The organism is Sphingobacterium sp. UBA2480 (assembly GCF_002341965.1).
In the GTDB taxonomy this organism is placed as follows: domain Bacteria; phylum Bacteroidota; class Bacteroidia; order Sphingobacteriales; family Sphingobacteriaceae; genus Sphingobacterium; species Sphingobacterium multivorum.
Map to the genome: position 1 here is coordinate 478,687 of NZ_DDPA01000009.1, position 23,804 is coordinate 502,490.

A 23,804-nucleotide genomic window follows, 5' to 3' on the forward strand; every position below is an offset into this window, starting at 1 on the left:
AGTCCGGTGTGAATAATATTGGTAGTCCGGATGATGTTTTATAGCCTTCTTACATCCATTCTTCTCGACCGATACGCTTTTTCCCTGTTATATCGATGTGATCTTGCTTGTTGGTGCTTTTTATTTTTTCGATGTTGGTCAAATCGGGTTGGCCAGATTCGAGCCAGGCGGAATACCAATAGGAGGCAACACGTAAGATGGTTTTTTGCATTCTCCTTTCTACCATACCGTTCATGGCTTCATGATAGGCTCTGGCATAATTATCAGAGTAGGTCCATACCAATTGATTGTTTCGTTCAATAAATGATTTTTTTTGAGATGCCTTAAATTGACTATCGAGACCAGCTTCAATCGTTAAGACAGAATCCACAAGGCGATTACTTTCGTAAACAATAACCCAGGCCTCTTGTAGAGGATCTTTGATATAGCTCGCTTTTCCGACGCGAAGGTTGTATTTTTCGGAAAACATTTCCGGTAAGCGGCTTTCCCAGAATGCATGTATGCCTAGTTGATTGGTGAGCTGTCCATTGTAATTTTTAGTCGTATGCAATGGAACATGGGCGTCTGCAATATAATGACCCAGTTCTGCTGAGTGTTTGATGATCCGTTTATAATCTTTTGCTTGAAAGGCCTTAACAAGCTTTTGATAGGTAAGGTTGATTTGCCAGGGTACTATACCATTTTTTAACAATTGACTTTCTTGAAATCTTTCTTTGGCTTGTGACCAATGTAGGGGTATGGTGTCAATTGTACTTTCCTTAAGGTAGTCCTCCATATCGATAAAATGTCTCGGGCCTTCAGCGCTATCTGTGAAGCAACGTTTGTCTGGATCGACCGCTTTTTCGGTAATAAGGTCGATATTGGATTTATAAAATTTTGCCAACTTTGCTGGTAGGGCGAAAACGGCATAATGATTAATTTTTTTATGCGCAAAAAATCCCCACGATGTTAAAATTAGCATGGCGACTATGCAAAGCATCTGATAAAATAGAGACTTCATGGGGTATCAAACTGGCTATTAATTAATTGTTGATATTAAATATACATAAAGGAAAATTAAAAATGGATTAACTGTATTTTTTATTGATGTTAATTTATATTTTCTTAACATAACTAAACAATAAAATAATATTGATACTCGTTAAAATTGATTAATTTGCCGACACAAAATGCAGTCGTTATGAAGATATTGTATGCCGTACAAGGGACAGGAAACGGACATCTGAGCCGTGCAATGGATATTGTCCCCTGTCTGAGGGAGTTAGGGGAAGTTGATGTTTTGGTTAGTGGAATTCAAGCGGATCTATCATTACCTTTTGAAGTGAAATACCGTTATCATGGGCTGAGTTTTATCTTCGGTAAATCCGGCGGGGTAGACCTGTGGAAAACTTTTATGAGTTCGACGATCCGCAAATTTACGAATGAAATTAAGAGCTTGCCCATCGAAAACTATGATTTGGTGATCAATGATTTTGAACCGATCTCTGCTTGGGCTTGTCATTCAAAAGATTTAGAATGCATTGGCTTGAGCCATCAGATCGCTGCCTTAGACCCATCGAGCCCCAAACCAGAAGATAGTGACATGTTGGGCAAATTTATCATGAAAAATTATGCTCCGTCTACCCATTCCTATGGTTTCCATTTCAAGCGGTACGCCAAGAACATTTATCCACCGGTTATCCGTAATGCTGTTCGTGAATTAAATGTCACCGATCAGGGACATTACACGGTTTACCTCCCCGCATATGACGATGCGCATCTTTTAAAGCATTTGATGAAGTTTCCGGACGTGAAATGGGATGTCTTTAGTAAACACAATTCAAAGGCATTTGACATGAAAAATGTAACGATAAGGCCGATCAATAACCAATCTTTTATTGATAGTATGGCATCTTCTTCTGGAGTTTTATGTGGGGCGGGTTTTGAAACACCGGCAGAAGCGTTATATTTGAAAAAGAAACTGTTAGTTATCCCAATGAAAAACCAGTATGAGCAGCATTTGAATGCAGCGTCATTGGAAGAGATGGGAGTGCCTGTAATTTCGAGTTTAAAACAGAAGAACATGCTGGCGATAGAAGCCTGGCTCAACAGTAAATCTAGGGTTGACGTTGATTACCCTAATATCACGCAAGAAATTATAAATGAAATCGTGCAGAAGCACCGTTAAACACACATGAAGTATATCGCATTAGCCCTATTATCCTTGACGACGGTCACAGGATTTGCTCAACAAAAAAAAACGAACACGACGGCAAAGAAGAAGGTCGTCGCAACTAAACCAAGTGCAACAAATCAACTGAAAACGAAGGCCGATTCTGTGTCTTATGCATTTGGTGCCGATATCGGAAATTCCCTAAAGTCTATTGAGATCGATTATTTGAAGTCAGATGTCATTGCAAAAGCAATTTCGGATGTTCTGAAAGGAGAGAAGTCTCTATTGGAAGAGGGGCAAGGAAGAGCTGTTATCCAACAGGCGATCATGGACGTTCGTGCTAAAAAAGAGGCTGCTAGCCGTGCTGAAGAAGATAAATTTTTTGCCGAAAATGCAAAGGTTGCTGGGATGAAATCTACAGCTGAGGGGATTCAATATCTTGTTCTAAGTCAAACCGAAGGGCCAAAACCAAAAAGTGACGATGAGGTAACAGTGCATTATAAAGGTACCTTATTGAATGGAAAGCAATTTGATAGCTCATATGACCGTAAGGAGCCATTGAAACTATCCTTGGGTCAGGTGATCAAAGGTTGGCAGATTGGAATCCCGTTAATGTCCAAGGGGGCAAAGTATAAATTTTTTATACCAAGCAGATTAGCGTATGGCGAACGGGCAACAGGTGAAATTCCGGCAAACAGCACATTGGTGTTTGAGGTAGAATTGCTTGATATTGGTGCAGATGGAACAACGTAAATTAGGTAATACAAGCTTAATCGTTTCGGAAATAGGTTTGGGCTGTATGTCGCTAAAAAGCAATCAGTCCAAACAATCGAAAGATATTATCCAAAAAGCTTACGAGAAAGGGATCACTTTCTTCGATACGGCTGATCTCTACGATAAGGGTCTAAATGAGATGATCGTTGGGGAAAGTGTGCAAAGCTTTCGCAAACATATTGTGTTGGCGTCGAAAGTTGGTAACCTTTGGCGTGCAGATGGATCAGGTTGGGATTGGAAGGCTTCAAAGGACTATATTATCAAGGCTGTGGAAGGTTCCTTGTCACGTTTAAAAACGGACTACATCGACCTCTATCAGTTACATGGTGGTACGATAGAAGATCCGATAGAGGAGATTGTTGAAGCGTTTGAGTTGTTGAAGAAACAAGGGAAAATCCGTGCTTATGGTCTTTCATCAATTCGCCCAAATGTTATTAAGGCATTTTTATCCAAATCTGATATGGCCTCAGTTATGATGCAATACAGCTTATTGGATAGAAGACCTGAAGAAGAAATCAGTAGCTTATTGGAAGAACGGGGGGTAAGTATCGTCGTACGCGGCGTATTAGCCAAAGGTGTTCTCATTAACAAACCTATTGAACCTTTCTTGCAGTATAGTTCGGGAGAGGTGGCCCATATCGTGAGAAACTTGGCAAATCTTTCCAAACGTATCGGAAAAGACAATATGATTGTCGCACTTTCTTATGTGCTTTCTAACGCAGCTGTTGCTACAGCACTCGTTGGTGTGAGTACCAAATTGCAATTGGATGAATTGATCAGAGCAAAAGAGCAGATGATCAAATTCAGTGATTCGGATAAGCAGGTTCTATTGGAAGGTGTCCGGTCGTTATACTATACCGAACACCGGTAAGCTTTACTATTTATTGAAAAATAGTCTTAATATTTTAGCGAGGTCTTCTTTTGTATCCACAGCGACAGTTTCATGCGTTGTAATTGCCGTTTGAATGGCGTACCCGTTTTCTAACCAGCGCAGCTGTTCCAATGCTTCTGCTTCTTCTAGCATAGAAATAGGAAGTTGTGTCAGGGCTTTTAATGTATCTACCTGGTAGGCATATATTCCGATATGTTTATAGAATGTTTGCTTGTGTAGCCATTGGTCTTTTTCCACAGCTCTTAAAAAAGGAATGGTCTGCCGACTGAAGTAGATGGCTTCTCCTTTGGTGTTTCGGACAACTTTGGGTATGTTTACATTAAATAGTTCCTCTTCTGCTGTAATTTCCTTGACCAAGGTCGCAATCTGCGTAGTGGTATCTTCAAAACAACTTGCTAAAAGATCAATTTGTGCGGGGTCGATAAAGGGTTCGTCACCCTGTATATTGATGGCAACATCATAGCCTCCTATATTCGTTATGACTTCGGCGCAACGATCTGTTCCCGATTGGTGATGTGCTGCGGTCATGACGACTTCGCCACCAAAAGAGCATACAGTCTGTGCGATGCGTTGGTCGTCAGTAGCAACAACAACCTCGTTTAATTTTGTTGATTTTTTGACCTGTTCGTAGACACGCTGGATCATCGTTTTTCCTTCGATGTCGATTAGCGGTTTTCCAGGGAATCTACTCGATGCATATCGGGCAGGAATAATACCTAAAAATTTCATTTTTTATTTTTTATCATTGGCTGAGGAAATGCGCGTTTATCAAAAAGCCTGTAAAATCAATTGACTTACAGGCTTTTTGATGTCGCAATTATTCGAACAATCCAAATAATTCGGCTTCGATCTTTTGAATGATATTTCCGAGGTCCTCTGGGTTTGTGGTAAAATCGAGATTGTCTTTGTCGAGAATCATGACCTTACCGTCTTTGTAATTATTGATCCATTTATCGTATTTATCGTTTAGCTTTGACAAATAATCCAAACGAATTGCAGACTCATAATCACGGCCCCTTTTTTGGATATTATTCACCAGGGTAGGGACAGAGGCTTTGAGGTATATCAATAAATCCGGCGGTTTGATATAGTGGATGATGCTTTGAAAAATATTACTATAGTTTTCAAAATCACGTGCGCTCATTAAGCCCATATCATACAAGTTTTCGGCAAAGATATAAGCATCTTCATAAATGGTACGGTCCTGAATCATATCAATGCCGGTTTCCTGCAATTTTACAATATGTCTAAAGCGACTGTTGAGGAAAAAAATCTGAAGATTGAAAGCCCAGCGTTTCATGTCCGAATAAAAATCTTCCAGATAAGGGTTGTTGTCTACAGCTTCAAACTGAGGTTCAAATTTAAAGTGACTGGCCAACATTTCGGTTAATGTTGTTTTGCCGGCACCTATATTTCCAACGATAGCTATGTGCATATTATTTCTAGCTTAATAAAATCTTCTAATACCAATAATCTCACGAACTTCTTTCAGGGTCTTACGTGCGGACTCGCTTGCTTTTTCAGCGCCCATTTTTGCAACTTTAGCAATGTATGCATCATCGTTTGATATTTCTTCAATACGGGAGCGGACATCGTTGGTGGCAAGGACCATATCTTCGGCCAATTGCTTTTTGAAATCACCATAACGAATTTCACATTTGTTATAGAGTTCATCAAAATGCTGTAATGTGTCTGCAGTAGATACGACCTTCATTAAGTCAAAAAGATTTTGGATCGCTTCAGGTTTAGGCTGGTTCATCTCCGTCGGGCCTGAATCCGATACTGCGCGCATCACCTTTTTACGAATTACGGTTTCACTATCCGATAGATAAATACAATCAGCTTCACCGTTAGATTTACCCATTTTTCCCTGTCCTGCAAGTCCGGGAACTTTCACCAATTTGTCAGAATAAGAGAACGCAAATGCCTCTTTAAAATAATCTACATTATATAAGCGATTGAAGCGATTACCAAAAGTCCGCGTCATCTCCAAATGTTGTTCCTGATCTTTTCCTACAGGGACTTTTGTACCATGATGAATCAAGATATCACAGGCCATCAAGACGGGGTAGGTCAACAAACCTGCGTTAACATTGTCGGGATTGCTTCTAACTTTATCTTTAAAAGCTGTAGCGCGTTCAAGCTCGCCGAGATAGGCGTTCATATTCATGTATAGATAGAGTTCCGCGACTTCTGGAACATCAGATTGAACGTAAATAGTCGATTTTTCAGGGTCTATTCCTGCTGCTAAATATTCAACAATAACTTGGCGAACCGTTCCCTGAAGCCCATGAGGAGTGGGGTGGGTCGTTAGTGAATGTAAATCCGCAATGAAAAAAAAGCAATTATATTCGTTTTGCATTTTCACAAAATTGCTCAATGCGCCGTAATAATTTCCTAAATGTAATTTTCCGGTACTTCTGATACCGCTAACAACTGTTTCCATATTGCTGCGAATTTACGCATAAATTTGACAAAGTCGAATTAAATTCGGTCGCTGCCCGCCTTTTATAGGAATTGCTTTATTTTTTCAATTTTTTAGCTTCATTCCAATAAACGTCCATTTCTGCTAAACTCATTTCCTGCAGCTGTTGCTTATTTTCAGCGGCTTTTTGTTCTAAATAGATAAACCGTTCAATGAATTTTTTGTTGGTGCGTTCTAGAGCATTTTCAGGATTGATACCAATATGCCGTGCATAATTTATTAAGGAGAATAACAGGTCGCCAAATTCCCCTTCCGCTTTTTCCTGATCCAGTGGAAGTGCTGTCTCTAGATTAAATTCAGCTTTAAATTCGGCCAGTTCTTCCTCTACTTTTTCCCATACTTGTTTCTTATCTTCCCAGTCAAAGCCGACACCGCGCACTTTATCTTGAATACGATACGCCTTCACCAATGCGGGCAGACCTTTCGGGACACCGGAAAGAACAGATGTGTTGCCTTCTTTGAGCTTGATTGTTTCCCAATTGGATTTGACCTGATCTTCTGTATCGGCATTAGTGTTACCGTAGATGTGGGGATGCCGCGTAATCAATTTATCACAGATTGCATTAAGTACGTCTACGATATTGAACTGTCCCTCTTCTTCGGCAATGCGGGCATAGAATACAAGGTGCATCAAGACGTCACCAAGTTCTTTTTTTATTTCGGGATAATCTTTTTCCAAAATGGCGTCGGTCAATTCATACATTTCCTCCATCGTCAAATGGCGAAGGGTTTCCATGGTCTGTTTCTTATCCCAAGGACATTCAATCCGTAAGGTATATAAGACATCGAGTAATCGTTGAAATGCCAATTGAGGTGTATGCTGATAAGCTGGTGCTGCTAGATTTGCCATATTTCATCGTGTTTGGTAGCACAAAAGTAGACATATGATTTTGAATAAACTATTTCAACTTGCGGAAAACAAAACCCTTTTGTCAATCGTTTTATAATAAATTATAAAAATTAGAATTTAGATCGGGTTTAGAACAATCAACTATGGAAAGAATGCATGGATACTCCTCTGCAAGTGTTGCCTTGGAAAAGTTAAACAACTTAGGTTACACAATAGACTATAATATCGAATTTGACGATTTGTTGGCTCATGCTGATGAGTATAAAATTGACTACTTATTTCGCTACGAAGGGGCATCAGATCCTGATGATGAATCAACCGTATATGGTATCAGCAAAAAATCAGGACAGAAAGGCGTTTTTGTTGCTGGCAATTTATCTTTGATTGAAGGTAAAAAGCGCGATATTCTATTGCAATTAGAGCTTAGGGAACGGGAGCGGTAGTCTTATGGAAAAAAATGGAATGGAAACCACAGAGCGGCTTGAGCAGCTTAAACTTTGGGCCCTGAAACGGGATGGTAAAGATGCGGCAGCGGAATATCATGATCTCGGGTCAGATCGTTGGTTGCAGGTGTATAGAAACGAAGCACTCAACCTCATGAAAGCAGGCGCCTACGACAAAGGGTCGAGGCTGTTTGAGTCATATGTTGAGGTTCACTACCCACATGAACTGGAAAAATTGATTGGCAAATTGGAGCGTAGTTACGACAGTTTACAGCGATTTAGCCCAGGATTGCTTGAAGATGGTTTTTATAATCTCGTGTTGGGTGATATTCCTTTGCTTATGGCAGGTACGATCGTCGTTTTGCTTCGAGCCAAAGAGTCTGATTTTCCAGCCGTTTATAATAATGATGCCGATGCCGACATGCGAAGTTCTCCAAATTGGCTTATACAGCAGTCAAACAGCGCTATTTGGGTGGATATGCACCAAACCGCATTAAATAATATTCACTACCCGGATAAAATTCTTTAGTCTGGCAAAATTTTTGTAGCCGATTGTATTAAAAAAAAGGAAAACTAACTAGGTTGTTCCTTTTTTGGATTTTTATTGAATTATAAACCCATTTTAAATTTTATTTTATGATGTTGTACATCGGCATTTTTGCTGTTATCGTTGTGGCTTGCGTGTTTTTTTCTCTTATGATGATGAAAAAGCAAAAGGAAACGGCCAAAAAATATGAAGGTGAATCCGGGATTGGCCTAGCCCCAGGTGTAAAAGATGAATTGTTAAATGATGAATTTAGCGAATTAAGAAAACAATTGAACGGCGCTCCAATCGACGCCTTTACGCAATGCGCGTATATTGCAACGGTTGGGGATAAAGTTGCTTCGGCTGCGGCGACAGCAGCGAAGACTGTTGCTTGGGCGGCTGTAGGAGTAAAGGCTCGTTACAATGAACGGGATAACGCTTCTTATCTGGTGCTTAGCAACAACGAATTGCATTACGTATTTTTTGATGAGGGGGAGGTGAGAGACCATTTGGTTTTCGATCATGAAACCTTGCTCAATGCACGAACTGCGCAGATTACAAATGCTGAAAAGGTAACGCGTATGGGCTCCGTTATGGGCTTGAAACCTAAGAAAATGCATCTTGACCTCAATGGAAATGGGCTCGATATCATGTATTATGGCACTGTTCAGCGTATGCCGCATGGTATTATTTCTCCAGGTACAGGTATGTTTGAAACGCAAGCCAAGCTCCAATTGATGGGGCGTTTGTTTTTGGATAGATTATATAAAAAATATCCGCAGCTAGAGAACTAATCCGCCGAGAAATGTCATTTTAGTTTCGTTTTAAATGAAGTAAATGTCCGCTTCTACTTGATTCCGCGTTGCTTTTAGTAAATTGTATTTATCATAAAATTTATAACTTATGAAAATTTTAGCAGATAAAGTAGCTTTGGTAACGGGGGCTGGTTCGGGGATCGGACTGGCTGTTGCACTGGCTTACGGTAAAGAAGGAGCAAAGGTCGTTGTCTCAGATATCAATGAGCAAGCGGGCCAGGAAACATTAAAACAAATTGAATCTCTGGGAGGAGAGGCCGCGTTCTTTAAAGCAGATAGCTCATCTCCGACTGACAATGAGGCGTTGGTAGCTTTTGCAGTCAAAACATTTGGTCGGCTCGATATCGCCTGTAACAACGCGGGTATTGGGGGAGAGGCTGCCCTAACTGGAGAGTATAGTCTAGATGGCTGGAAAAAAGTCATCGATATTAATTTCAATGGCGTATTTTATGGCTGTAAATATCAGCTGGAGGCGATGGAAAAAAATGGAGGCGGAGTTATTGTGAATATGGCTTCCATTCACGGTACTGTTGCTGCTCCAATGTCAAGTGCCTATACTGCAGCCAAACATGCTGTTGTGGGATTGACAAAGAACATTGGTGCAGAATATGGTCAAAAAAATATTCGTTGCAATGCGGTCGGACCCGGCTACATTGATACCCCGTTATTGGCGAAGTTGGATAAAGAGCATATCAATGCATTAATCGGTAAACACCCTATTGGACGTTTGGGAAAGGCCGAAGAAGTCGCTGAACTGGTTCTTTTCCTAAGTTCGGATAAATCCTCCTTTATGACAGGAGGGTACTATTTAGTTGATGGTGGATATACCGCTGTTTAACAGAGGTCGTTTAATAAAAACGGGGATCCAAAGCTGGATCCCCGTTTTTATTATAATTGAGTTGACGATGGTTGGCAGCAGGTCCATATCATCCATTTATTTAACAGTTAAGTTTTCTTGCTTGAGGACCTGCTGAAAAGCGGGTCTTGTTGCATCATCATCGCCTGCTTCGGCTTTTAGTTTAGTCAGCTTTTTCTTCAACCGGGCAATTTCTTTGACATATTTTTTGTCTAGAATGGCGTTGTGTGTTTCCATGGGGTCCTGATGTAGATCATAGAATTCCCAGGCTGGTGCTGTTGTTTTGGAGTCACTACCTGTCATTTCTAAGGGCTGTCCGTAAAAATAAATCAGTTTGTAACGTTCATCACGGACTCCCAGGTGGGCAGGGCGTATTGGTGCATGTTGCCAGTAACGGTAATATAGGGCAGAACGCCATGCTTTGGATGTATTTCCTTTGAGGTTATTCCGGAAGCTTTCGCCTTGGATGTAAGCGGGTTTTTTGATGCCGGCATAGTCTGCAAATAGCGCAGCGAAATCGATATTTAGAATCATGTCGTCTAATCGACTACCTGCTTTGATTTCTTTGGGGTAGCTGATCACAAAAGGCATGCGCAGTGATTCTTCGTACATGAGACGTTTATCCATGAAATTGTGTTCTCCCAAGAAGTAACCTTGATCGGAAGCCAGGATCACAACGGTATTTTCGTCCAAATTTGCGGTTTTAAGGTAATGCATAATTTTTCCCAGATTATCATCGATCCCAGCGACGCAACGGAGATAATCTTTGATGAACTTTTGGTAGATCTTTTTGCGGGCTTCCAAAGGGGCCATTCCTTTTGTTGAAAACGGAAGCTCAGGATAAGATGTCCAAAAGGGGCCTACCGAAGCTTGCTCATAGCGGCGGCCAAGCTCTTCCAAGGGTTGACCTTCAAAAGAGCGTCCAGTCGTGGTTGCTCCTGAGTCCAAAAATGTAGGAGGATAAGGAAACTCCACATCTTTGTAGTAATCTTTGAATCGCTCAGCAAAATCAAAGGGTTCATGGGTCGCCTTGTAATGACACATTAAAAAGAAGGGTTTGTCTGGGTCGCGTGATTTTAACCAGTCCAGACTCATCGTTGTGGTGATATCATCTACATAGCCTTCGTAAGGTGTGCCAGCCTCTTCCTTATCATTCCAATTGTCTTTAGAGAGGTAAGTCGGGTTATGATAAACACCGTGTCCAGGTAGAACTTTAAAATCGTCAAATCCACTTGGTCTCTTTTTTAGGTGCCATTTTCCAAAAACAGCAGTTTGGTAGCCTGCATGGTGCAGATCCTTAGCGATGTTTTCCTTATCGGGATCCAAAGCATCTTCAAGTGTGTAAACTTGGTTTTTATTACTGTACTGTCCTGTCAGTATGGTTGCACGGCTAGGGGTGCAAATGGAATTTGTACAGAAGGTATTATTGAGCACCGCCCCTTGACTGGCTAATTTTTCAATATTCGGATTTTTGATAAAATCTTTTAAAATACCACCGTATACGCCCCATGCCTGGGCCGTGAAATCGTCCGTCAGGATAAAGACGATATTGGGGCGTTGTGTTGCGTTGTTCTTTTTCTGTGCTTGTGAAAAAATGGGCAAGAGGCCGCAGAGGAGCAATACTAATTTTTTATTCATGTGAATTCAGCGATATATGAGTCGACGAATTGAGTATACCGGATTACGATAATTGCTATAATCGTTCGTCTTGGTCTAGTTCTGTCTATTTGATTGTAGACAAATCTACTCTTTATAGACTACTATATCGCGAATAAACTGTAATAAATATGTTAGTCATCGACACCTTTTCCATCGAGAATATGCTGGTAGTATTTTTCGATTCTTGCCTCGCGAGTTTTCACTTGTTTTGCCTGGTTAAAGTAGAATAGATACCCTTTTTGCCGACCAGGCGTAAGTGATTGAAAGGCTTTTTGGAGCAAAGGGTCTTCCAGTAAGGCGCGCTTAAATTCTTCTGGTACAGGGTAATCAGTAGCTTTTCGCATGTCCACTTTCTTACCTGATTTTTCAATTTCGATGGCTTCCTGAATATATGCCGATATCACCTCTCGTAATGATTCAATCTGTTCAACAGTGGTGAATCTAAGCTGTCTGGCCGATTGAACATTTTCGGTTTGCTGGATCAATATATTTTTGGGATCTTTTAATAATGCACCTTTGTGGAATAGCAGTGCACAGTATTCTTTAAACCCGTGTATCAATACGACATTTTTACCTTCAAATGTATAACAAGGGTGCATCCATTTATAATCCTCTTGCAGTGTTTTATTGCCACGGACAATTTCTCTCAACAGATTGAATTCTTCATTCCATCTTGTCGCATTTTCAAAAAAATGTTCAATTTTTGGATTCATCATGTAGTGCTTTAGGTAAGTTTGGAAAGAATTTCTTGTAATCTGTTGTGCGCCATATTGATTCCTTGCGCAAAAGGCATCTGTAGCAGCTGGTTTCTAAACGCGACCGACTGAAATATAATATGGATGTGAAGCCTGCTACGTTCTGCACCTATTTTTTCAAATGTTAAATATTCCAATTGTACGGGAAATGTACTGTTTTCCATTTCAAACGTCCGTGTGATACGTTGATTGGGCAGGAATTCGTGTATCGTTCCATTTGCTTTGAACATGACCTGGCCATTATGGGAAGTTTCAAACGCATAGGAGCCATGCGTTTTATTTTCCAATTTTAGGACTTTGGTTCCCATCCACTGTTCAAAAATTTCGGGATCCTCGTATGCTTTGAAGAGCAGTTCAACAGGTAAATCGAACTCTCTTGTAATGACAATCTCCTGTTTATTATCCTCAGCCTGTACGTTGGTTTTTACCTCCATATTATTTGTTCTTGTAGTTTTGCATAATAGCTTCCAATTTATTGAATCTGTCATCCCACATTTGACGAAAAGGTTCGATGAAATCTGCAATTTCTTTCATCTTCGTTGGGTTGAGTTGATAGTATATCTCACGTCCATTTTGTTGAGACTTTAATAACTCACATGTTGTCAATATTTGTAAATGTTTTGAAACTGTCGGTCTTGCGGTGTTGAAGTTGGCTGCAATTGCACCTGCAGTCATGGCTTGTGAGGCCAAAAGAAGTAAGATCGCTCTTCTTGTTGGATCTGCTATAGCTTGGAAAACATCTCGTCTTAAGTTCATTTTGAAGTCATTTGACTACGAATATACATGTAGTTATTTAGCTACGCAAATATTTTTTACATTTCTGTAGAGAAAATCGGTTGGCAGAAAAGGAGATGACGAATAAAAATTCTTTCCTGGCGGATTTAAAATGAAAACAATCGAGAATTAAACCTACTGATCAATGTTTGGCGAATAATGCTAAATTAGGGTAATTAATTATAACAAGATGAAAACACAGTTATCGTACTTAAAAAAATTGAGCGTATTGGGGACGAAAACTTTAGTCAAATATTATTTGCTGGCTATTGTTTCGACTTTACTTTATTTGGTGGTTGGTAGTTTACAATTTAATGCTAGTCATGAAGCTTTCTTTTCGACAGTCAGTCCTGTACAAGCCGTGGCTAAATTCCTTTGGTTGATTGGATTGATCCTGCTACCTGTATTACTTTTTATTTTCAGCAACAAATATGTGTTTTCGAAGATTGCAAGTCTTGTCGTGGAGGAAAGGCAGGATGATCTCATTCTTCCGGCATTTGACAAAGTACTCTTAATTTTTCAATCAAATCAGCCCGATGTAATACAAAATGTCGCTGATTATTCGTTTGCGAAACTTAAACTGATTAATGACGTAAAAAATACCAAAATTGAGAGCCCTTGGGTGCGACGCATTGTCATTTTTGGTCTGAACAAAGTGAAGTTTGATTCTTTGGATTTGGACAATAACACTAGCTTCTATGCTATTATAAGGTCAAAGTTTATTGGTGTACTCGAAATATTGACCACAGCAAGTAGTAAGCCATTTTGGACATGTATTCTTGTCCAATGGCTTATGCTACTTTTTGTTTGGCTGACCAACTAAATGCGTTGATCACTGCAAGCAAGCAAGCAAGCAAGCATCCGGCTGCTGCAGGTATTTGTCTATTGGTTAAGTTTTCTTTAAGTCTTTGCGCTGAAATGTCAGATTATCACGACGGTATAGATTTTATTTTGTATTTTAACTTTAAGAATAAAACCATGGAGTTATAAATGAATGTTATGATGAAAAAGATTTTTTTTACAGTTGTTGGGCTTTTGGTTGCATCGTTTGTTTTCGCCCAAATGCCACAGGTAAAGGTTGAAGAGGGGGTGCTAGAAGGGATTATCTTGTCAAGCGGGGTCGAGTCCTTCCGAGGGATCCCCTTTGCAAAACCCCCAGTAGGCGATCTAAGATGGAAAGAACCGCAAGCTGCTGAACACTGGTCTGGTATCCGTAAAGCAGATCATTTTGGTTATTCTCCGATGCAGAAACCGATCTATGGGGATATGCGATTTCGGTCGCCGGGGATCAGTGAAGACTGTCTATACCTGAATGTATGGCGTCCAAAGAGTCTTCATTCAGGCAAACTTCCTGTTTTAGTTTATTTTTACGGCGGGGGTTTCAATGCTGGTGATGGATCTGAAAATCGTTATGATGGTGAAAGTTTTGCCAAAGAAGGTCTTATTGTCGTTACTGTCAACTATCGTCTTGGTATCTTTGGTTTCTTTGCGCATCCAGCATTAACGGAGGAATCACCGAAACATGCTTCAGGAAATTATGGACTGCTGGATCAGCATGCAGCTTTGGTTTGGGTCAAAAAAAATATAGCTGCATTCGGCGGTGATCCCGATGCGGTCACCATCGGTGGCGAGTCGGCAGGAAGTATGTCTGTTTCCGCTCAAATGACTAGTCCGCTATCCAAGGGGTTGTTTACGCGTGCTATCGGTCAGAGCGGAAGTGTCTTTAACTTACGGTATGGTACAGCCTCTATTACTGAGCAGGAACAACAGGGTGTTGCATTTGCATCGCGGGTAAATGCAACAGGTCTTGATCAACTGCGTGAAATTCCTGCGGCCGAACTTCTAGATAAAGCCAGCGAGCCAGGAGCCTTCACTACCCGTTTGATTGTTGATGGCTATTTTTTGCCGCGATCTCCATTGGCTATTTTTGAAGCCGGGGAGCAATCTAAGGTTCCCTTGCTTGCCGGTTGGACTTCCACGGAAGCTCCGTATATGGCTTACATGGGTAAATCTTACCCATCTCCGGAGAATTATGAGAAGTTGGTAAGAGCACAGTTTGGTGTTAAAGCTGAAGAAGTGCTCAAGGAGTATCCAGGGAAGACCGAGGCAGAAGTCATTGAATCGGCAACTGCATTAGCTAGCGATAATTTTATTGCGTATAGTACTTGGAAATGGCTTGACCTGCAACGAAAGAATAGCGGTAACCCAGTCTTCGTTTATATATTCGGTAAACCGCGGCCACCCATGCAACCGGCATATCGTGATGCACAAACCGGGCTTGCCGGAGGAATTAGCAAGAAATCTACACAAGAAGACAAGGAAAAAAGCCCACAGCCCCTACCGGGAGCTTTCCATGCCAGTGATATCGAATATTTATTGGGAAATCTGCAGAGTAATGATGTTTTTGCCTGGACAGAAGATGATTACAAGGTTTCGAAACTTGGTCAGCAGTACTTTGTTAATTTTATCAAGACGGGTGATCCAAATGGAAAAGGACTTCCAGCCTGGCCGAAAACAACAGCAAAAGATCAGCGAATGAATATCTTGAATTTGAATACCGAGGTGAAAGCTTCTGCTGAAGAATTTCGGAACAGGTATCTTTTTCTGGATAAAATGTTTGTCGACCGTGAATATAAATCCAGATAGTTGCCTTCTTTATTTACGGTCAAATAAAAACCATTTATCGCTAAGGGCTGTTATCAGAGAGACTTTTTATAAAAGCGGATGGATGATATTGTACTGTGCAGGAAAATCCTAGGTCGTGAACAGATTTATTAAGAATCGTCTGTTGAATAGCGGGGGCAACCAATGTAGGAGACCGAAGCATGATTTGTAACGTTGATTTTTTGTAAATGAAACTCATATAGAACAAACTTGGATATATGGTAATACACCCTGATGTGATTATTATAGGTGGCGGCTTGGCTGGACTTACAAGTGCATTGCATCTGTCTAAACAAGGATTCAACGTGACGTTAATCGAAAAACATGATTTTCCTCGTCATAAGGTTTGCGGCGAATATGTTTCGAACGAAGTCTTGCCCTATCTGCATTGGCTACAAGTGGATGTCGAATCGCTCTGTCCAACACATATTCGGGAGCTTGAATTCACGACAGAAGGTGGGCAGATGAATAGGGTCAGGTTACCCTTGGGTGGAATTGGCATCAGTCGTTACGCGTTGGATGATCTGTTATATCAGCGAGCAAAAGGGGCGGGTTGTACAATTGTTATTGCGACCGTCACAGGCGTATCCTTTAGCAATGATACATTTGCTGTTTCATTTCAAGATCAGGTATTAAGATCAAAAATTGTACTGGGCGCATATGGAAAACGCAGCAATGTGGATCAGCTCTTATCCCGCGATTTTATAACAAAAACCTCTCCGTGGATGGCTGTTAAAGCACACTATTCGGGCGATTTTCCGAATGACCTTATTGCCTTGCATCATTTTGAAGGCGGTTATTGTGGTATTTCTAAGGTCGAAGATGACCAGATAAATTTATGTTATCTGGCCGATGTAAAAACGTTCAAGAGGTATAAAAATATAGGTGATTATCAAAAGTATGTGTTGTCTAAAAATAGGCATCTTCAGTGTTTTTTTGAAAAGAGTAGACTACTTTTTGACAAGCCGCTTGCAATAAGTCAATTTTCATTTGATCAGAAATCAGCGGTAGAAAACCATATGCTTATGATTGGTGATACGGCCGGTCTTATTCATCCATTCTGTGGAAATGGGATGGCGATGGCGATACATAGTGCAAAAATGGCTTCCGAGCTTATTGTGGACTATTTCCATGGTCATATCGATTCGCGCCAGCAATTGGAACAGTCCTATATGAATCAATGGAATCGAACCTTTAAAAGACGGCTCTTATTCGGACGACTTCTGTCGGGTGTACTGCGTTATAAAATAGGTACCGCGGTTCTAATGAAGGCTACGATATTTTTTCCAAAAATCTTAAGTTGGATGATAAAACAAACTCATGGAAATGCAAGCTCAATAAAATGGGGATAGACACAAGATATAGAACATCGCAGAATGAGATCATGGACGATTTTCGGCTGGAGGGCGACGAACTTCGCGTCACGCTGGATCGAATTGCAAAGATTAATCGTTTTCTAGGCGGAAATAGCATTACGTTGAATGGTGTGAAAACATTGCTTTCAACCGGCTACAAGAATGAAACAATAACCATTGTGGATATCGGTTGTGGTAATGGGGACATGCTTCGCATGTTAAGCGATTATGGCAATAGACATCATATTAAGCTTTCATTGCTCGGGATTGATGCTAATCCGTATACAATAAATTGTGCAAGGGATCTGTCGAAAGATTATACCAATATATCCTATTTGTGTGCAGATATCTTTGAAGCGAATTTTGAAGATGTCAAGTATGACATTGTTCTGTGTACGCTTACTTTACATCATTTCGACGATGAAGCGATTTTTCGTTTGCTAGATAGCCTGGTCAACGTATCAAAATTGGGGGTCGTCATAAACGATTTACAAAGGAGTAAAATGGCTTACCGGCTTTTTCAAACTATTGCTGTTGTTTTTAGGTTAAATAGAATGACAAAAGTGGATGGACTTGTTTCCATACTGCGCGGGTTTAAAAAGATTGAGCTTGTACAATTCGCAAAGGGATTACGGTTAGAACATTACACCATCCAATGGAAATGGGCCTTTCGTTACCAGTGGATAATTTTCAATATATGAATGTTAAAATAATAAATGTTGCCAAGCAACTCCCTAAATACTCTTGTACTACCGTTGATATTCTTCCGCTATTGGATATTTGGCTTCATGGACAGGAACCTCGTTTTATTAAGAAAATCAAGAAACTTTTCGAAGGTGCCGCCGTGGACAGGCGCTATGCGATTATGGATCCGATCGAAGTCTTCACGGCGACATCTTTTGAAGAAAAAAACAATGTGTATTGCCGGGAGGCGATAGCCCTAGGGGAGCAAGCACTTCGTCAGGCCCTTGAACAAACGGGCTGGGATCCCCAGTCTCTGGATTATATCATTACAGTCAGTTGCACTGGAATTATGATCCCCTCTCTAGACGCGTATCTTATTAATAGGATGAAACTCCGACAGGATATTGTGCGGTTACCAGTTACCGAAATGGGTTGCGTTGCCGGTGTTTCAGGTATTATTTATGCTAAAAATTTTCTTCAGGCAAACCCAGGTAAACGTGCTGCGGTTATTGCCGTCGAAGCGCCAACAGCGACTTTTCAGCTGGAAGATTTATCGATGTCGAATATGGTCAGTGCCGCCATTTTCGGCGATGGTGCAGCTTGCTGTCTGCTTTCATCCTGTGAGGAAGATTGCGGACCTGTAATTCTTGATCAGGAGATGTATCATTTTTATGATGCGGAGGACATTATGGGGTTTAAATTGACCAACACTGGTATGCAGATGATACTGGATGTGGATGTGCCCAATGTGATTGCGTCCCATTTTGATGCAGTTATACATCCATTCCTGAAAAAGAACCAGCTGGAAATTAAAGATATTAATTACATGATTTTTCATCCGGGCGGGAAAAAGATCGTAGCCACAATCGAGGAGATTTTTGCTGAATTTGATAAAGATATTGAAGATACTAAGGCTATACTAGCGGACTATGGTAATATGTCGAGCGCCACGGTACTCTACGTCCTTGAACGTATTATGAAACGTAAGCCTCAAGCCGGTGAATTGGGGCTGATGCTGAGTTTCGGTCCGGGATTTTCAGCACAGCGGGTTTTATTACAGTGGTAACTTACTCATTTTGAACAATGGAATTGAATGCTATACTAGCGAAATTGCCCTACAGAGCCCCATTTTTATTTGTCGATGAGTTGATTCATGTCGATGACGAAGGTGTTGCAGGTACCTATACTTTTGATGAAGATCTGGACTTTTATCGCGGCCATTTTTATGAAAGAGCGATTACCCCGGGAGTTATTCTGATCGAAACGATGGCTCAAATAGGTCTGGCCTGTTTGGGAATCTTTCTGCTTAATAAAGACTTAATGCAAGGCTCGTCTATTGCGTTGACTTCTACTGAAATACAGTTTTTAAAACCAGTATATCCAAAGGAGAAAGTCACCGTGTTTTCAAAAAAAATATATTTTAGGTTTGGCAAACTAAAGTGTGCCGTTACGATGAAGAATGAAGCCGGACAGGAAGTTTGTAAAGGGATATTGGCAGGCATGATGACGGAGGATTTATGAAGAGAGTTGTGATTACTGGACTAGGAGTCGTTGCGCCCAATGGAGTGGGGGTGTCTGCCTTTACTCAGGCCATCAAAGGTGGCGTTTCGGGTATTAGACATGATGAACAGCTGGAAAAACTACAGTTTTCCTGCCAGATTGCTGGAATGCCGCAAATATCAGATGATCTTAAAAGGCAATATTTCACTGAACTTGAGCTTAGAGGTTTTAATAGTACAGGCATCTTGTACGGAGTCATTGCTGGAATGGAGGCCTGGACAAATGCAGGTCTTCCTATTGCCGTAAATCCGGCCCCCGATTGGGATAGCGGAACAGTCTTTGGTTCAGGTACATCAGGTATTGATAAGTTTCGCGAGAGTATTTATAAAATTGATGAGCTACAAACCCGCAGACTAGGTAGTACAGTTGTGGCGCAAACAATGAACAGTGGTGTCAGTGCATATTTAGGTGGGAAACTAGGCCTCGGAAATCAGGTGACCACCAATTCCTCGGCCTGTGCTACTGGGACTGAAGCAATTCTAATGGCATATGACCGGATTCGGTCCGGAAGAGCAAAACGCATGCTGGCAGGCAGTACTGGAGATAGTGGGCCTTATATTTGGGGCGGTTTTGATGCACTACGTGTCTGTAGTTCGCAATATAATGACCGCCCTGCGGAAGGGTCGCGCCCAATGAGTGCAACAGCCGCAGGGTTCGTCCCGGGTAGTGGGGCTGGAGCCCTATTACTGGAAGATTTGGAAAGTGCCTTAGCACGCAATGCCGTTATATATGGCGAGTTATTGGGCGGCCAAGTAAACTCTGGAGGACAACGGGGAACAGGCAGTATGACAGCTCCAAACGCTGATGCTGTACGCCGTTGCATTCAAGAGGCCCTAAACAATTCGGGCGTCTCCAAATGGGATGTCGATGCTATAAACGGTCATCTAACGGCAACAGCCAAAGATGCTTTTGAAATAGAAAACTGGACCGAGGCACTTGGGCGTAAAGGGAAAGATTTTCCATGGATAAATTCGCTAAAAGGAATGACTGGGCATTGTCTCAGCGCGGCAGGTAGCATAGAATGCGTGGCCACAGTTTTGCAGTTATTTCATGGATTTTTATTCGGAAACAGTAATTGTACTGATTTACATCCCGAGATCGCAGCACTGATAGATCCATCAAGAGTATCAATACATCAAATTGATGTCAAACCCCAAATTATAGCCAAGGCAAGTTTCGGGTTTGGAGATGTAAATGCCTGTTTAATATTTAAAAAATTTGATAACTAAATTTATGAAGAGAGAAGAATTGATCGGTGCTTTAAAACCAATTATAGCACCCTACACAACAAACGAAGAAGCTTTCGGAAAGCTTACTGAAGAGACTGATTTTATGCGTGATCTACAAATTAATTCAGCCAATTTGGTCGATATTGTACTGGATATCGAAGATCAATTTGGGATCGTTATTGAAAATTCTGACATGGAGCGTATGCTTAATATAGGAGCCGCAGTCGAAATAATCGAAAGCAAGTTACAAGAAAAATGATTGGTAATGACATTATCGATCTGGTTCAGTCCGGAAAAGAGAGTAATTGGAGGCGTAGGGGCTTTGTTTCAAAACTATTTGATGAGCAGGAACAACTGTTGATTGTGAACAGTCCAGACCCCGAAATTGTTGTTTGGCTCTTATGGAGCATGAAAGAGGCTGCTTATAAAATATGGAATAGACAGACAGGAATCAGAAAGTACATCCCTTTGAAATTGCGGTGTTCAGTTCATGAACGATCTTCTTGCAAGGCGAGGGGAGAAGTCATCTGCGAAGGAAAAAGGTATTATACGAAGACCATCGTTTCCCCTGATTTTATACATACCATAGCAGCTGGCGAATTAGTTCATTTGGAAGATATTGTTGAAATCAAAAGAGATGGAATTATTAAAGATTCTCTCGGAGTCCCAAGCCTCGTTCTGAGGGATGGGAAGAGGCGCTTGCCTGTTTCCGTAAGTAACCATGGCCGTTTTGAGCGAATAGTTTCGATTCATAGCCTATTGACTTAATTAGACGAGTGACCATCTTATTGTACTTGGATGGATTCCTCCCGAAGCATCTGTTTGAATTTGGGATCTCGGATATAACGACTAAAGTCATGGCTTGACATTCCTGTGAAATCAGTCATCGAAAAGATGGTATAATTTTTCTTAAGTGCGTTAAAACTTTCCTCTTTATATCCCAGATCTGTTGGATTAAGTTTATTCGATAAGAATCCAAAAAACTTCTTCAACATCTTATCCGTACCATTTATGGTGATATGTATTTTCTTAACCTGGGAGCTCAGTTCCACAAATTTTTTGGTGTTAGTTGTTGTATCGGTATACTGAAATTCGGAAAGCCCTATGGCTGGCGCCAACATAATACAGGTAATCCTGTTTTTGTTTTCCAATAAAGGTTTTGCCCGCTCGATATCGACCTTATGAATGTCTTTGGCCTGAGCAGAAAAAGAACTATTGTATTCCGGATTCGAAATAGCACTCATCACCACAGATGCTCCACGACTGTGAGAGATAATGAAGACATCTTTATCGGCCATATTATTCAGTATACGTCTCAATCCAAATTCACCGGCCATCTGGCTAAAGGAGGCTGCGGAAAACCAGTTTTTTGCAGATCGAAACGGAGAGGTTGATCGTAAACCATCCCAATAAAAGCGAATAATTTCGTCGGTTTTGGGATTTGTAACGATATGATCGGCAATATATTTATATTGTTTTACAACGGATTCTTCATCGGCATTAAAGCCATGAACTAAAATGAACACACGTTTTTTTTGTGCAATGCGTTTTGACAGACGCAGCATGTTACCGCGTTCAAAAGCAAGTAACTGTTCGCGGTCGCCTCTGTCGGTGGCAATCTTCATCAGTGAATAAGGGTCTCTAGCAGCTTTATTCGAGGGGATGCCATAACTTTTCTTCCAATTATCGGGGTAGAAATTTCCATTCTGATCCACAAATGAATACCATAAATTGGGATCTACACCAGTATTGGGAGATGCCGAATCAGGAAGGTTATGAATAAGACCACACGAGGCGAACAAGGTGATAATGAGGATGAAGTAGAAAAAATATCTTTTGTTCATATGCTTTATTTCCTTCTATATCAGAATTTTATTTTCACTAGGATCCAATGGCTATCAAATTGGATGTATTTCTACAAAAATTCATTTCATGTAATATAGTCATTATTTTGGATAGCAAAAAGCAAGTCCGCATTTCGTCTGCTTATTATTTTCCTAATTTATCTGGATGAAGCTAAGGATCTATTCTTTTAATCAAATAAAGCCTATTGCGTCGACTGGTGAAAAGCTGGTAATTTAAAGCCGCATTTGAGTAGTAACCATAGTTATGAAATTGTTCCGTATCCTCAAAAGTCAGCGCTCCAATATTCTTACCATTGATTTCAATCTGAGACCAATGCCACTCCTCATCAAGATATAAATGATCTTTAAATTTTAAGGTGTCGTTTTCGACAACAAGGTGTGAGAAAAGGCAACCTTGCCAACGATCGCCTTGCTCATATTTTCTGCTGTTCAAATCCTGTCGATTGCGAATACGCCTGATTTTTTGGTAATAAACCGATTGAATATTGGCGGGGGAATGATTCGTGACCCATTCATTCTTGTCCCAGTGTCCGAAAAGGTCATTTACTGTACGCCCTCTAGACACAGTTTGCAGATTTAAATTACCATCATCCGATATATTTTCACAGAATATATGCCATTTACCGTCCATGAAATACGTTTTTTTTGAGTAGCTTTTCGAATTGCTGTGTTCGAAATCATAGATTCGCTCAGAAAGAAAATACTGTGCTTTACGATCGATATCATCTAGTTGTTGGCGTTGTTGATCCGCAGTCCAGTTGAGATCGGCATTGCGTATTTCAATGCTGTTTTTTGTGGTATCACCATCTAATGGCCAGCTACGAAAGTAATGTTTTCCTATGTTGATCAGATAGCCCTCGAAAAGAATCTCTGTATCCTTATCTTCATCCTGTGTGTAAGAATATTGATCGATCTGCTTGCCGTTTTTGTCCAATTTATAAAACATATGGATGGTTGGTTCTGCATCGTTAGCGTTTTTAGCCTTGCTCAAACTATGGATGATTAATTCGTTGTTCTTTGTCAAAAACTGATCAATAGGATTACTACTCGCCTTGAAAAGAATGATTTCATGTCGTCCAAATCTATTTTTGGTGTTATTGATATCGAGATATTGCCCGTATTTTTTCGGGAGTGTCGACGAGTGAAAGAAGTTTTGAATCCTAATATCGATATCAAAAATACCATTTGTATATATAATTGTACCGGCTATCAGCATACATCCCAGTAGATAATATTTCAAAGTACTGGTATCTTTTAACAGCAGATAGAAATAGCAAAATACCCAGCTCAGTATAAATGCAAGCGGCGAAAAAATAATATAATTCAGCTTCACATTGTTGCCTGCATCAAAAATAAAAAAACTGATGAGATAGGCTGCCATAAACACTAGGCATCCGAAAAAAGACTTTAATAAAGGACTCTTTTTAGCTTTCTCCGGATTTTGATCTGTCTGTTGCACGATGTTA

27 protein-coding genes are annotated in these 23,804 nt (G+C 40.6%); 16 read left to right on the forward strand and 11 right to left on the reverse strand.

What is annotated here, in order from left to right:
* Nucleotides 1-49 precede the first annotated feature (49 nt).
* Complete coding sequence (locus B3600_RS22530) at nucleotides 50-961, reverse strand: zinc dependent phospholipase C family protein (RefSeq protein WP_286754457.1); 912 nt, start codon at nucleotides 959-961, stop codon at nucleotides 50-52.
* A 219-nt stretch (nucleotides 962-1,180) separates the two neighbouring features.
* Here B3600_RS22530 and B3600_RS22535 point away from each other — a divergent pair, with 219 nt between their 5' ends.
* The 3 genes from B3600_RS22535 to B3600_RS22545 are packed head-to-tail and all read left to right on the forward strand — an operon-like array spanning nucleotide 1,181 to nucleotide 3,797.
* Nucleotides 1,181-2,167, forward strand: coding sequence for a glycosyltransferase family protein (locus tag B3600_RS22535; RefSeq protein ID WP_286754458.1), 987 nt, complete (start codon nucleotides 1,181-1,183; stop codon nucleotides 2,165-2,167).
* A 6-nt stretch (nucleotides 2,168-2,173) separates the two neighbouring features.
* Nucleotides 2,174-2,905, forward strand: a complete 732-nt coding sequence (locus B3600_RS22540) for an FKBP-type peptidyl-prolyl cis-trans isomerase (protein ID WP_070568714.1) — start codon at nucleotides 2,174-2,176, stop codon at nucleotides 2,903-2,905.
* Complete coding sequence (locus tag B3600_RS22545; protein ID WP_286754459.1) at nucleotides 2,892-3,797, forward strand: aldo/keto reductase; 906 nt, start codon at nucleotides 2,892-2,894, stop codon at nucleotides 3,795-3,797. Before B3600_RS22540 ends, B3600_RS22545 begins: the two co-directional genes overlap by 14 nt.
* Before the next feature lie 6 nt (nucleotides 3,798-3,803).
* Here the strand turns inward: B3600_RS22545 and kdsB are convergent, their stop codons facing one another.
* From kdsB to mazG, 4 genes are all read right to left on the reverse strand, one after another.
* Nucleotides 3,804-4,547 (reverse strand): 3-deoxy-manno-octulosonate cytidylyltransferase, encoded by a 744-nt coding sequence (kdsB, locus tag B3600_RS22550; protein ID WP_286754460.1) that lies wholly within the window; start codon nucleotides 4,545-4,547, stop codon nucleotides 3,804-3,806.
* Nucleotides 4,548-4,635: 88 nt separating this feature from the next.
* Nucleotides 4,636-5,253 carry a deoxynucleoside kinase gene (locus tag B3600_RS22555; protein WP_046675902.1) on the reverse strand — a complete coding sequence of 206 codons (618 nt, stop codon included), beginning with the start codon at nucleotides 5,251-5,253 and terminating at the stop codon, nucleotides 4,636-4,638.
* A gap of 12 nt (nucleotides 5,254-5,265) precedes the next feature.
* The gene (gene trpS / locus B3600_RS22560; RefSeq protein WP_046675903.1) at nucleotides 5,266-6,264 is read right to left on the reverse strand and encodes a tryptophan--tRNA ligase; all 999 of its coding nucleotides are present in this window, start codon (nucleotides 6,262-6,264) and stop codon (nucleotides 5,266-5,268) included.
* Between the two features lie 76 nt (nucleotides 6,265-6,340).
* A complete protein-coding gene (gene mazG / locus B3600_RS22565; RefSeq protein ID WP_286754461.1) occupies nucleotides 6,341-7,153 on the reverse strand; it encodes a nucleoside triphosphate pyrophosphohydrolase in 813 nt (270 codons plus the stop codon).
* A 143-nt stretch (nucleotides 7,154-7,296) separates the two neighbouring features.
* Between mazG and B3600_RS22570 the strand changes: the two genes are divergently transcribed.
* From B3600_RS22570 to B3600_RS22585, 4 genes are all read left to right on the forward strand, one after another.
* Complete coding sequence (locus B3600_RS22570) at nucleotides 7,297-7,596, forward strand: hypothetical protein (protein ID WP_286754462.1); 300 nt, start codon at nucleotides 7,297-7,299, stop codon at nucleotides 7,594-7,596.
* 4 nt (nucleotides 7,597-7,600) lie between these two features.
* On the forward strand, nucleotides 7,601-8,125 hold the full coding sequence (locus B3600_RS22575; protein ID WP_286754463.1) for a hypothetical protein: 525 nt from the start codon (nucleotides 7,601-7,603) through the stop codon (nucleotides 8,123-8,125).
* Nucleotides 8,126-8,232: 107 nt separating this feature from the next.
* Nucleotides 8,233-8,916, forward strand: a complete 684-nt coding sequence (locus B3600_RS22580) for a hypothetical protein (RefSeq protein WP_286754464.1) — start codon at nucleotides 8,233-8,235, stop codon at nucleotides 8,914-8,916.
* A gap of 109 nt (nucleotides 8,917-9,025) precedes the next feature.
* Nucleotides 9,026-9,775, forward strand: coding sequence for an SDR family NAD(P)-dependent oxidoreductase (locus B3600_RS22585; protein ID WP_286754465.1), 750 nt, complete (start codon nucleotides 9,026-9,028; stop codon nucleotides 9,773-9,775).
* A gap of 96 nt (nucleotides 9,776-9,871) precedes the next feature.
* Here the strand turns inward: B3600_RS22585 and B3600_RS22590 are convergent, their stop codons facing one another.
* The 4 genes from B3600_RS22590 to B3600_RS22605 form a co-directional block, all read right to left on the reverse strand.
* Complete coding sequence (locus B3600_RS22590) at nucleotides 9,872-11,431, reverse strand: sulfatase family protein (RefSeq protein ID WP_286754466.1); 1,560 nt, start codon at nucleotides 11,429-11,431, stop codon at nucleotides 9,872-9,874.
* 152 nt (nucleotides 11,432-11,583) lie between these two features.
* Nucleotides 11,584-12,168 carry a YdeI/OmpD-associated family protein gene (locus B3600_RS22595; protein ID WP_236560166.1) on the reverse strand — a complete coding sequence of 195 codons (585 nt, stop codon included), beginning with the start codon at nucleotides 12,166-12,168 and terminating at the stop codon, nucleotides 11,584-11,586.
* A gap of 8 nt (nucleotides 12,169-12,176) precedes the next feature.
* Nucleotides 12,177-12,641, reverse strand: a complete 465-nt coding sequence (locus B3600_RS22600; RefSeq protein WP_070568828.1) for an SRPBCC domain-containing protein — start codon at nucleotides 12,639-12,641, stop codon at nucleotides 12,177-12,179.
* Between the two features lies 1 nt (nucleotide 12,642).
* Nucleotides 12,643-12,963 (reverse strand): ArsR/SmtB family transcription factor, encoded by a 321-nt coding sequence (locus B3600_RS22605; protein WP_046675911.1) that lies wholly within the window; start codon nucleotides 12,961-12,963, stop codon nucleotides 12,643-12,645.
* 208 nt (nucleotides 12,964-13,171) lie between these two features.
* Here B3600_RS22605 and B3600_RS22610 point away from each other — a divergent pair, with 208 nt between their 5' ends.
* The 9 genes from B3600_RS22610 to B3600_RS22650 all read left to right on the forward strand — a co-directional run bounded on the left by B3600_RS22610 (nucleotide 13,172) and on the right by B3600_RS22650 (nucleotide 21,241).
* A complete protein-coding gene (locus B3600_RS22610) occupies nucleotides 13,172-13,804 on the forward strand; it encodes a hypothetical protein (RefSeq protein WP_070568694.1) in 633 nt (210 codons plus the stop codon).
* Nucleotides 13,805-13,980: 176 nt separating this feature from the next.
* Nucleotides 13,981-15,627, forward strand: a complete 1,647-nt coding sequence (locus B3600_RS22615) for a carboxylesterase/lipase family protein (protein ID WP_286754467.1) — start codon at nucleotides 13,981-13,983, stop codon at nucleotides 15,625-15,627.
* Nucleotides 15,628-15,863: 236 nt separating this feature from the next.
* Nucleotides 15,864-16,997, forward strand: coding sequence for an NAD(P)/FAD-dependent oxidoreductase (locus B3600_RS22620; RefSeq protein ID WP_286754468.1), 1,134 nt, complete (start codon nucleotides 15,864-15,866; stop codon nucleotides 16,995-16,997).
* Nucleotides 16,988-17,701, forward strand: a complete 714-nt coding sequence (locus tag B3600_RS22625; protein ID WP_286754469.1) for a methyltransferase domain-containing protein — start codon at nucleotides 16,988-16,990, stop codon at nucleotides 17,699-17,701. Before B3600_RS22620 ends, B3600_RS22625 begins: the two co-directional genes overlap by 10 nt.
* Complete coding sequence (locus B3600_RS22630) at nucleotides 17,698-18,750, forward strand: type III polyketide synthase (protein ID WP_286754470.1); 1,053 nt, start codon at nucleotides 17,698-17,700, stop codon at nucleotides 18,748-18,750. Before B3600_RS22625 ends, B3600_RS22630 begins: the two co-directional genes overlap by 4 nt.
* Before the next feature lie 17 nt (nucleotides 18,751-18,767).
* On the forward strand, nucleotides 18,768-19,205 hold the full coding sequence (locus B3600_RS22635) for a 3-hydroxyacyl-ACP dehydratase FabZ family protein (protein WP_286754471.1): 438 nt from the start codon (nucleotides 18,768-18,770) through the stop codon (nucleotides 19,203-19,205).
* Complete coding sequence (locus B3600_RS22640) at nucleotides 19,202-20,473, forward strand: beta-ketoacyl-[acyl-carrier-protein] synthase family protein (RefSeq protein ID WP_286754472.1); 1,272 nt, start codon at nucleotides 19,202-19,204, stop codon at nucleotides 20,471-20,473. The genes B3600_RS22635 and B3600_RS22640 overlap by 4 nt, the downstream gene beginning before the upstream one ends.
* Before the next feature lie 4 nt (nucleotides 20,474-20,477).
* Nucleotides 20,478-20,732 carry an acyl carrier protein gene (locus B3600_RS22645; RefSeq protein ID WP_112374521.1) on the forward strand — a complete coding sequence of 85 codons (255 nt, stop codon included), beginning with the start codon at nucleotides 20,478-20,480 and terminating at the stop codon, nucleotides 20,730-20,732.
* Complete coding sequence (locus tag B3600_RS22650) at nucleotides 20,729-21,241, forward strand: 4'-phosphopantetheinyl transferase family protein (RefSeq protein WP_286754473.1); 513 nt, start codon at nucleotides 20,729-20,731, stop codon at nucleotides 21,239-21,241. The genes B3600_RS22645 and B3600_RS22650 overlap by 4 nt, the downstream gene beginning before the upstream one ends.
* 17 nt (nucleotides 21,242-21,258) lie before the next feature.
* On the opposite strand, the gene B3600_RS22655 is transcribed toward B3600_RS22650, so the two are convergent.
* Together B3600_RS22655 and B3600_RS22660 are read right to left on the reverse strand one after the other, a co-directional pair.
* The gene (locus B3600_RS22655) at nucleotides 21,259-22,317 is read right to left on the reverse strand and encodes an alpha/beta hydrolase (protein WP_286754474.1); all 1,059 of its coding nucleotides are present in this window, start codon (nucleotides 22,315-22,317) and stop codon (nucleotides 21,259-21,261) included.
* A gap of 172 nt (nucleotides 22,318-22,489) precedes the next feature.
* Nucleotides 22,490-23,797: a hypothetical protein gene (locus tag B3600_RS22660; RefSeq protein ID WP_147282021.1), complete on the reverse strand. Its 1,308-nt coding sequence runs from the start codon at nucleotides 23,795-23,797 to the stop codon at nucleotides 22,490-22,492.
* Nucleotides 23,798-23,804: the final 7 nt, after the last annotated feature.

What these genes read in the sequence shown, in the direction of transcription:
- B3600_RS22530 (WP_286754457.1), bottom strand. Translation starts at nt 961, where the DNA reads ATGCTAATTTTAACATCGTGGGGATTTTTTGCGCATAAAAAAATTAAT.
- B3600_RS22535 (WP_286754458.1), top strand. Translation starts at nt 1,181, where the DNA reads ATGAAGATATTGTATGCCGTACAAGGGACAGGAAACGGACATCTGAGC.
- B3600_RS22540 (WP_070568714.1), top strand. Translation starts at nt 2,174, where the DNA reads ATGAAGTATATCGCATTAGCCCTATTATCCTTGACGACGGTCACAGGA.
- B3600_RS22545 (WP_286754459.1), top strand. Translation starts at nt 2,892, where the DNA reads ATGGAACAACGTAAATTAGGTAATACAAGCTTAATCGTTTCGGAAATA.
- kdsB (WP_286754460.1), bottom strand. Translation starts at nt 4,547, where the DNA reads ATGAAATTTTTAGGTATTATTCCTGCCCGATATGCATCGAGTAGATTC.
- B3600_RS22555 (WP_046675902.1), bottom strand. Translation starts at nt 5,253, where the DNA reads ATGCACATAGCTATCGTTGGAAATATAGGTGCCGGCAAAACAACATTA.
- trpS (WP_046675903.1), bottom strand. Translation starts at nt 6,264, where the DNA reads ATGGAAACAGTTGTTAGCGGTATCAGAAGTACCGGAAAATTACATTTA.
- mazG (WP_286754461.1), bottom strand. Translation starts at nt 7,153, where the DNA reads ATGGCAAATCTAGCAGCACCAGCTTATCAGCATACACCTCAATTGGCA.
- B3600_RS22570 (WP_286754462.1), top strand. Translation starts at nt 7,297, where the DNA reads ATGGAAAGAATGCATGGATACTCCTCTGCAAGTGTTGCCTTGGAAAAG.
- B3600_RS22575 (WP_286754463.1), top strand. Translation starts at nt 7,601, where the DNA reads ATGGAAAAAAATGGAATGGAAACCACAGAGCGGCTTGAGCAGCTTAAA.
- B3600_RS22580 (WP_286754464.1), top strand. Translation starts at nt 8,233, where the DNA reads ATGATGTTGTACATCGGCATTTTTGCTGTTATCGTTGTGGCTTGCGTG.
- B3600_RS22585 (WP_286754465.1), top strand. Translation starts at nt 9,026, where the DNA reads ATGAAAATTTTAGCAGATAAAGTAGCTTTGGTAACGGGGGCTGGTTCG.
- B3600_RS22590 (WP_286754466.1), bottom strand. Translation starts at nt 11,431, where the DNA reads ATGAATAAAAAATTAGTATTGCTCCTCTGCGGCCTCTTGCCCATTTTT.
- B3600_RS22595 (WP_236560166.1), bottom strand. Translation starts at nt 12,168, where the DNA reads ATGATGAATCCAAAAATTGAACATTTTTTTGAAAATGCGACAAGATGG.
- B3600_RS22600 (WP_070568828.1), bottom strand. Translation starts at nt 12,641, where the DNA reads ATGGAGGTAAAAACCAACGTACAGGCTGAGGATAATAAACAGGAGATT.
- B3600_RS22605 (WP_046675911.1), bottom strand. Translation starts at nt 12,963, where the DNA reads ATGAACTTAAGACGAGATGTTTTCCAAGCTATAGCAGATCCAACAAGA.
- B3600_RS22610 (WP_070568694.1), top strand. Translation starts at nt 13,172, where the DNA reads ATGAAAACACAGTTATCGTACTTAAAAAAATTGAGCGTATTGGGGACG.
- B3600_RS22615 (WP_286754467.1), top strand. Translation starts at nt 13,981, where the DNA reads ATGATGAAAAAGATTTTTTTTACAGTTGTTGGGCTTTTGGTTGCATCG.
- B3600_RS22620 (WP_286754468.1), top strand. Translation starts at nt 15,864, where the DNA reads ATGGTAATACACCCTGATGTGATTATTATAGGTGGCGGCTTGGCTGGA.
- B3600_RS22625 (WP_286754469.1), top strand. Translation starts at nt 16,988, where the DNA reads ATGGGGATAGACACAAGATATAGAACATCGCAGAATGAGATCATGGAC.
- B3600_RS22630 (WP_286754470.1), top strand. Translation starts at nt 17,698, where the DNA reads ATGAATGTTAAAATAATAAATGTTGCCAAGCAACTCCCTAAATACTCT.
- B3600_RS22635 (WP_286754471.1), top strand. Translation starts at nt 18,768, where the DNA reads ATGGAATTGAATGCTATACTAGCGAAATTGCCCTACAGAGCCCCATTT.
- B3600_RS22640 (WP_286754472.1), top strand. Translation starts at nt 19,202, where the DNA reads ATGAAGAGAGTTGTGATTACTGGACTAGGAGTCGTTGCGCCCAATGGA.
- B3600_RS22645 (WP_112374521.1), top strand. Translation starts at nt 20,478, where the DNA reads ATGAAGAGAGAAGAATTGATCGGTGCTTTAAAACCAATTATAGCACCC.
- B3600_RS22650 (WP_286754473.1), top strand. Translation starts at nt 20,729, where the DNA reads ATGATTGGTAATGACATTATCGATCTGGTTCAGTCCGGAAAAGAGAGT.
- B3600_RS22655 (WP_286754474.1), bottom strand. Translation starts at nt 22,317, where the DNA reads ATGAACAAAAGATATTTTTTCTACTTCATCCTCATTATCACCTTGTTC.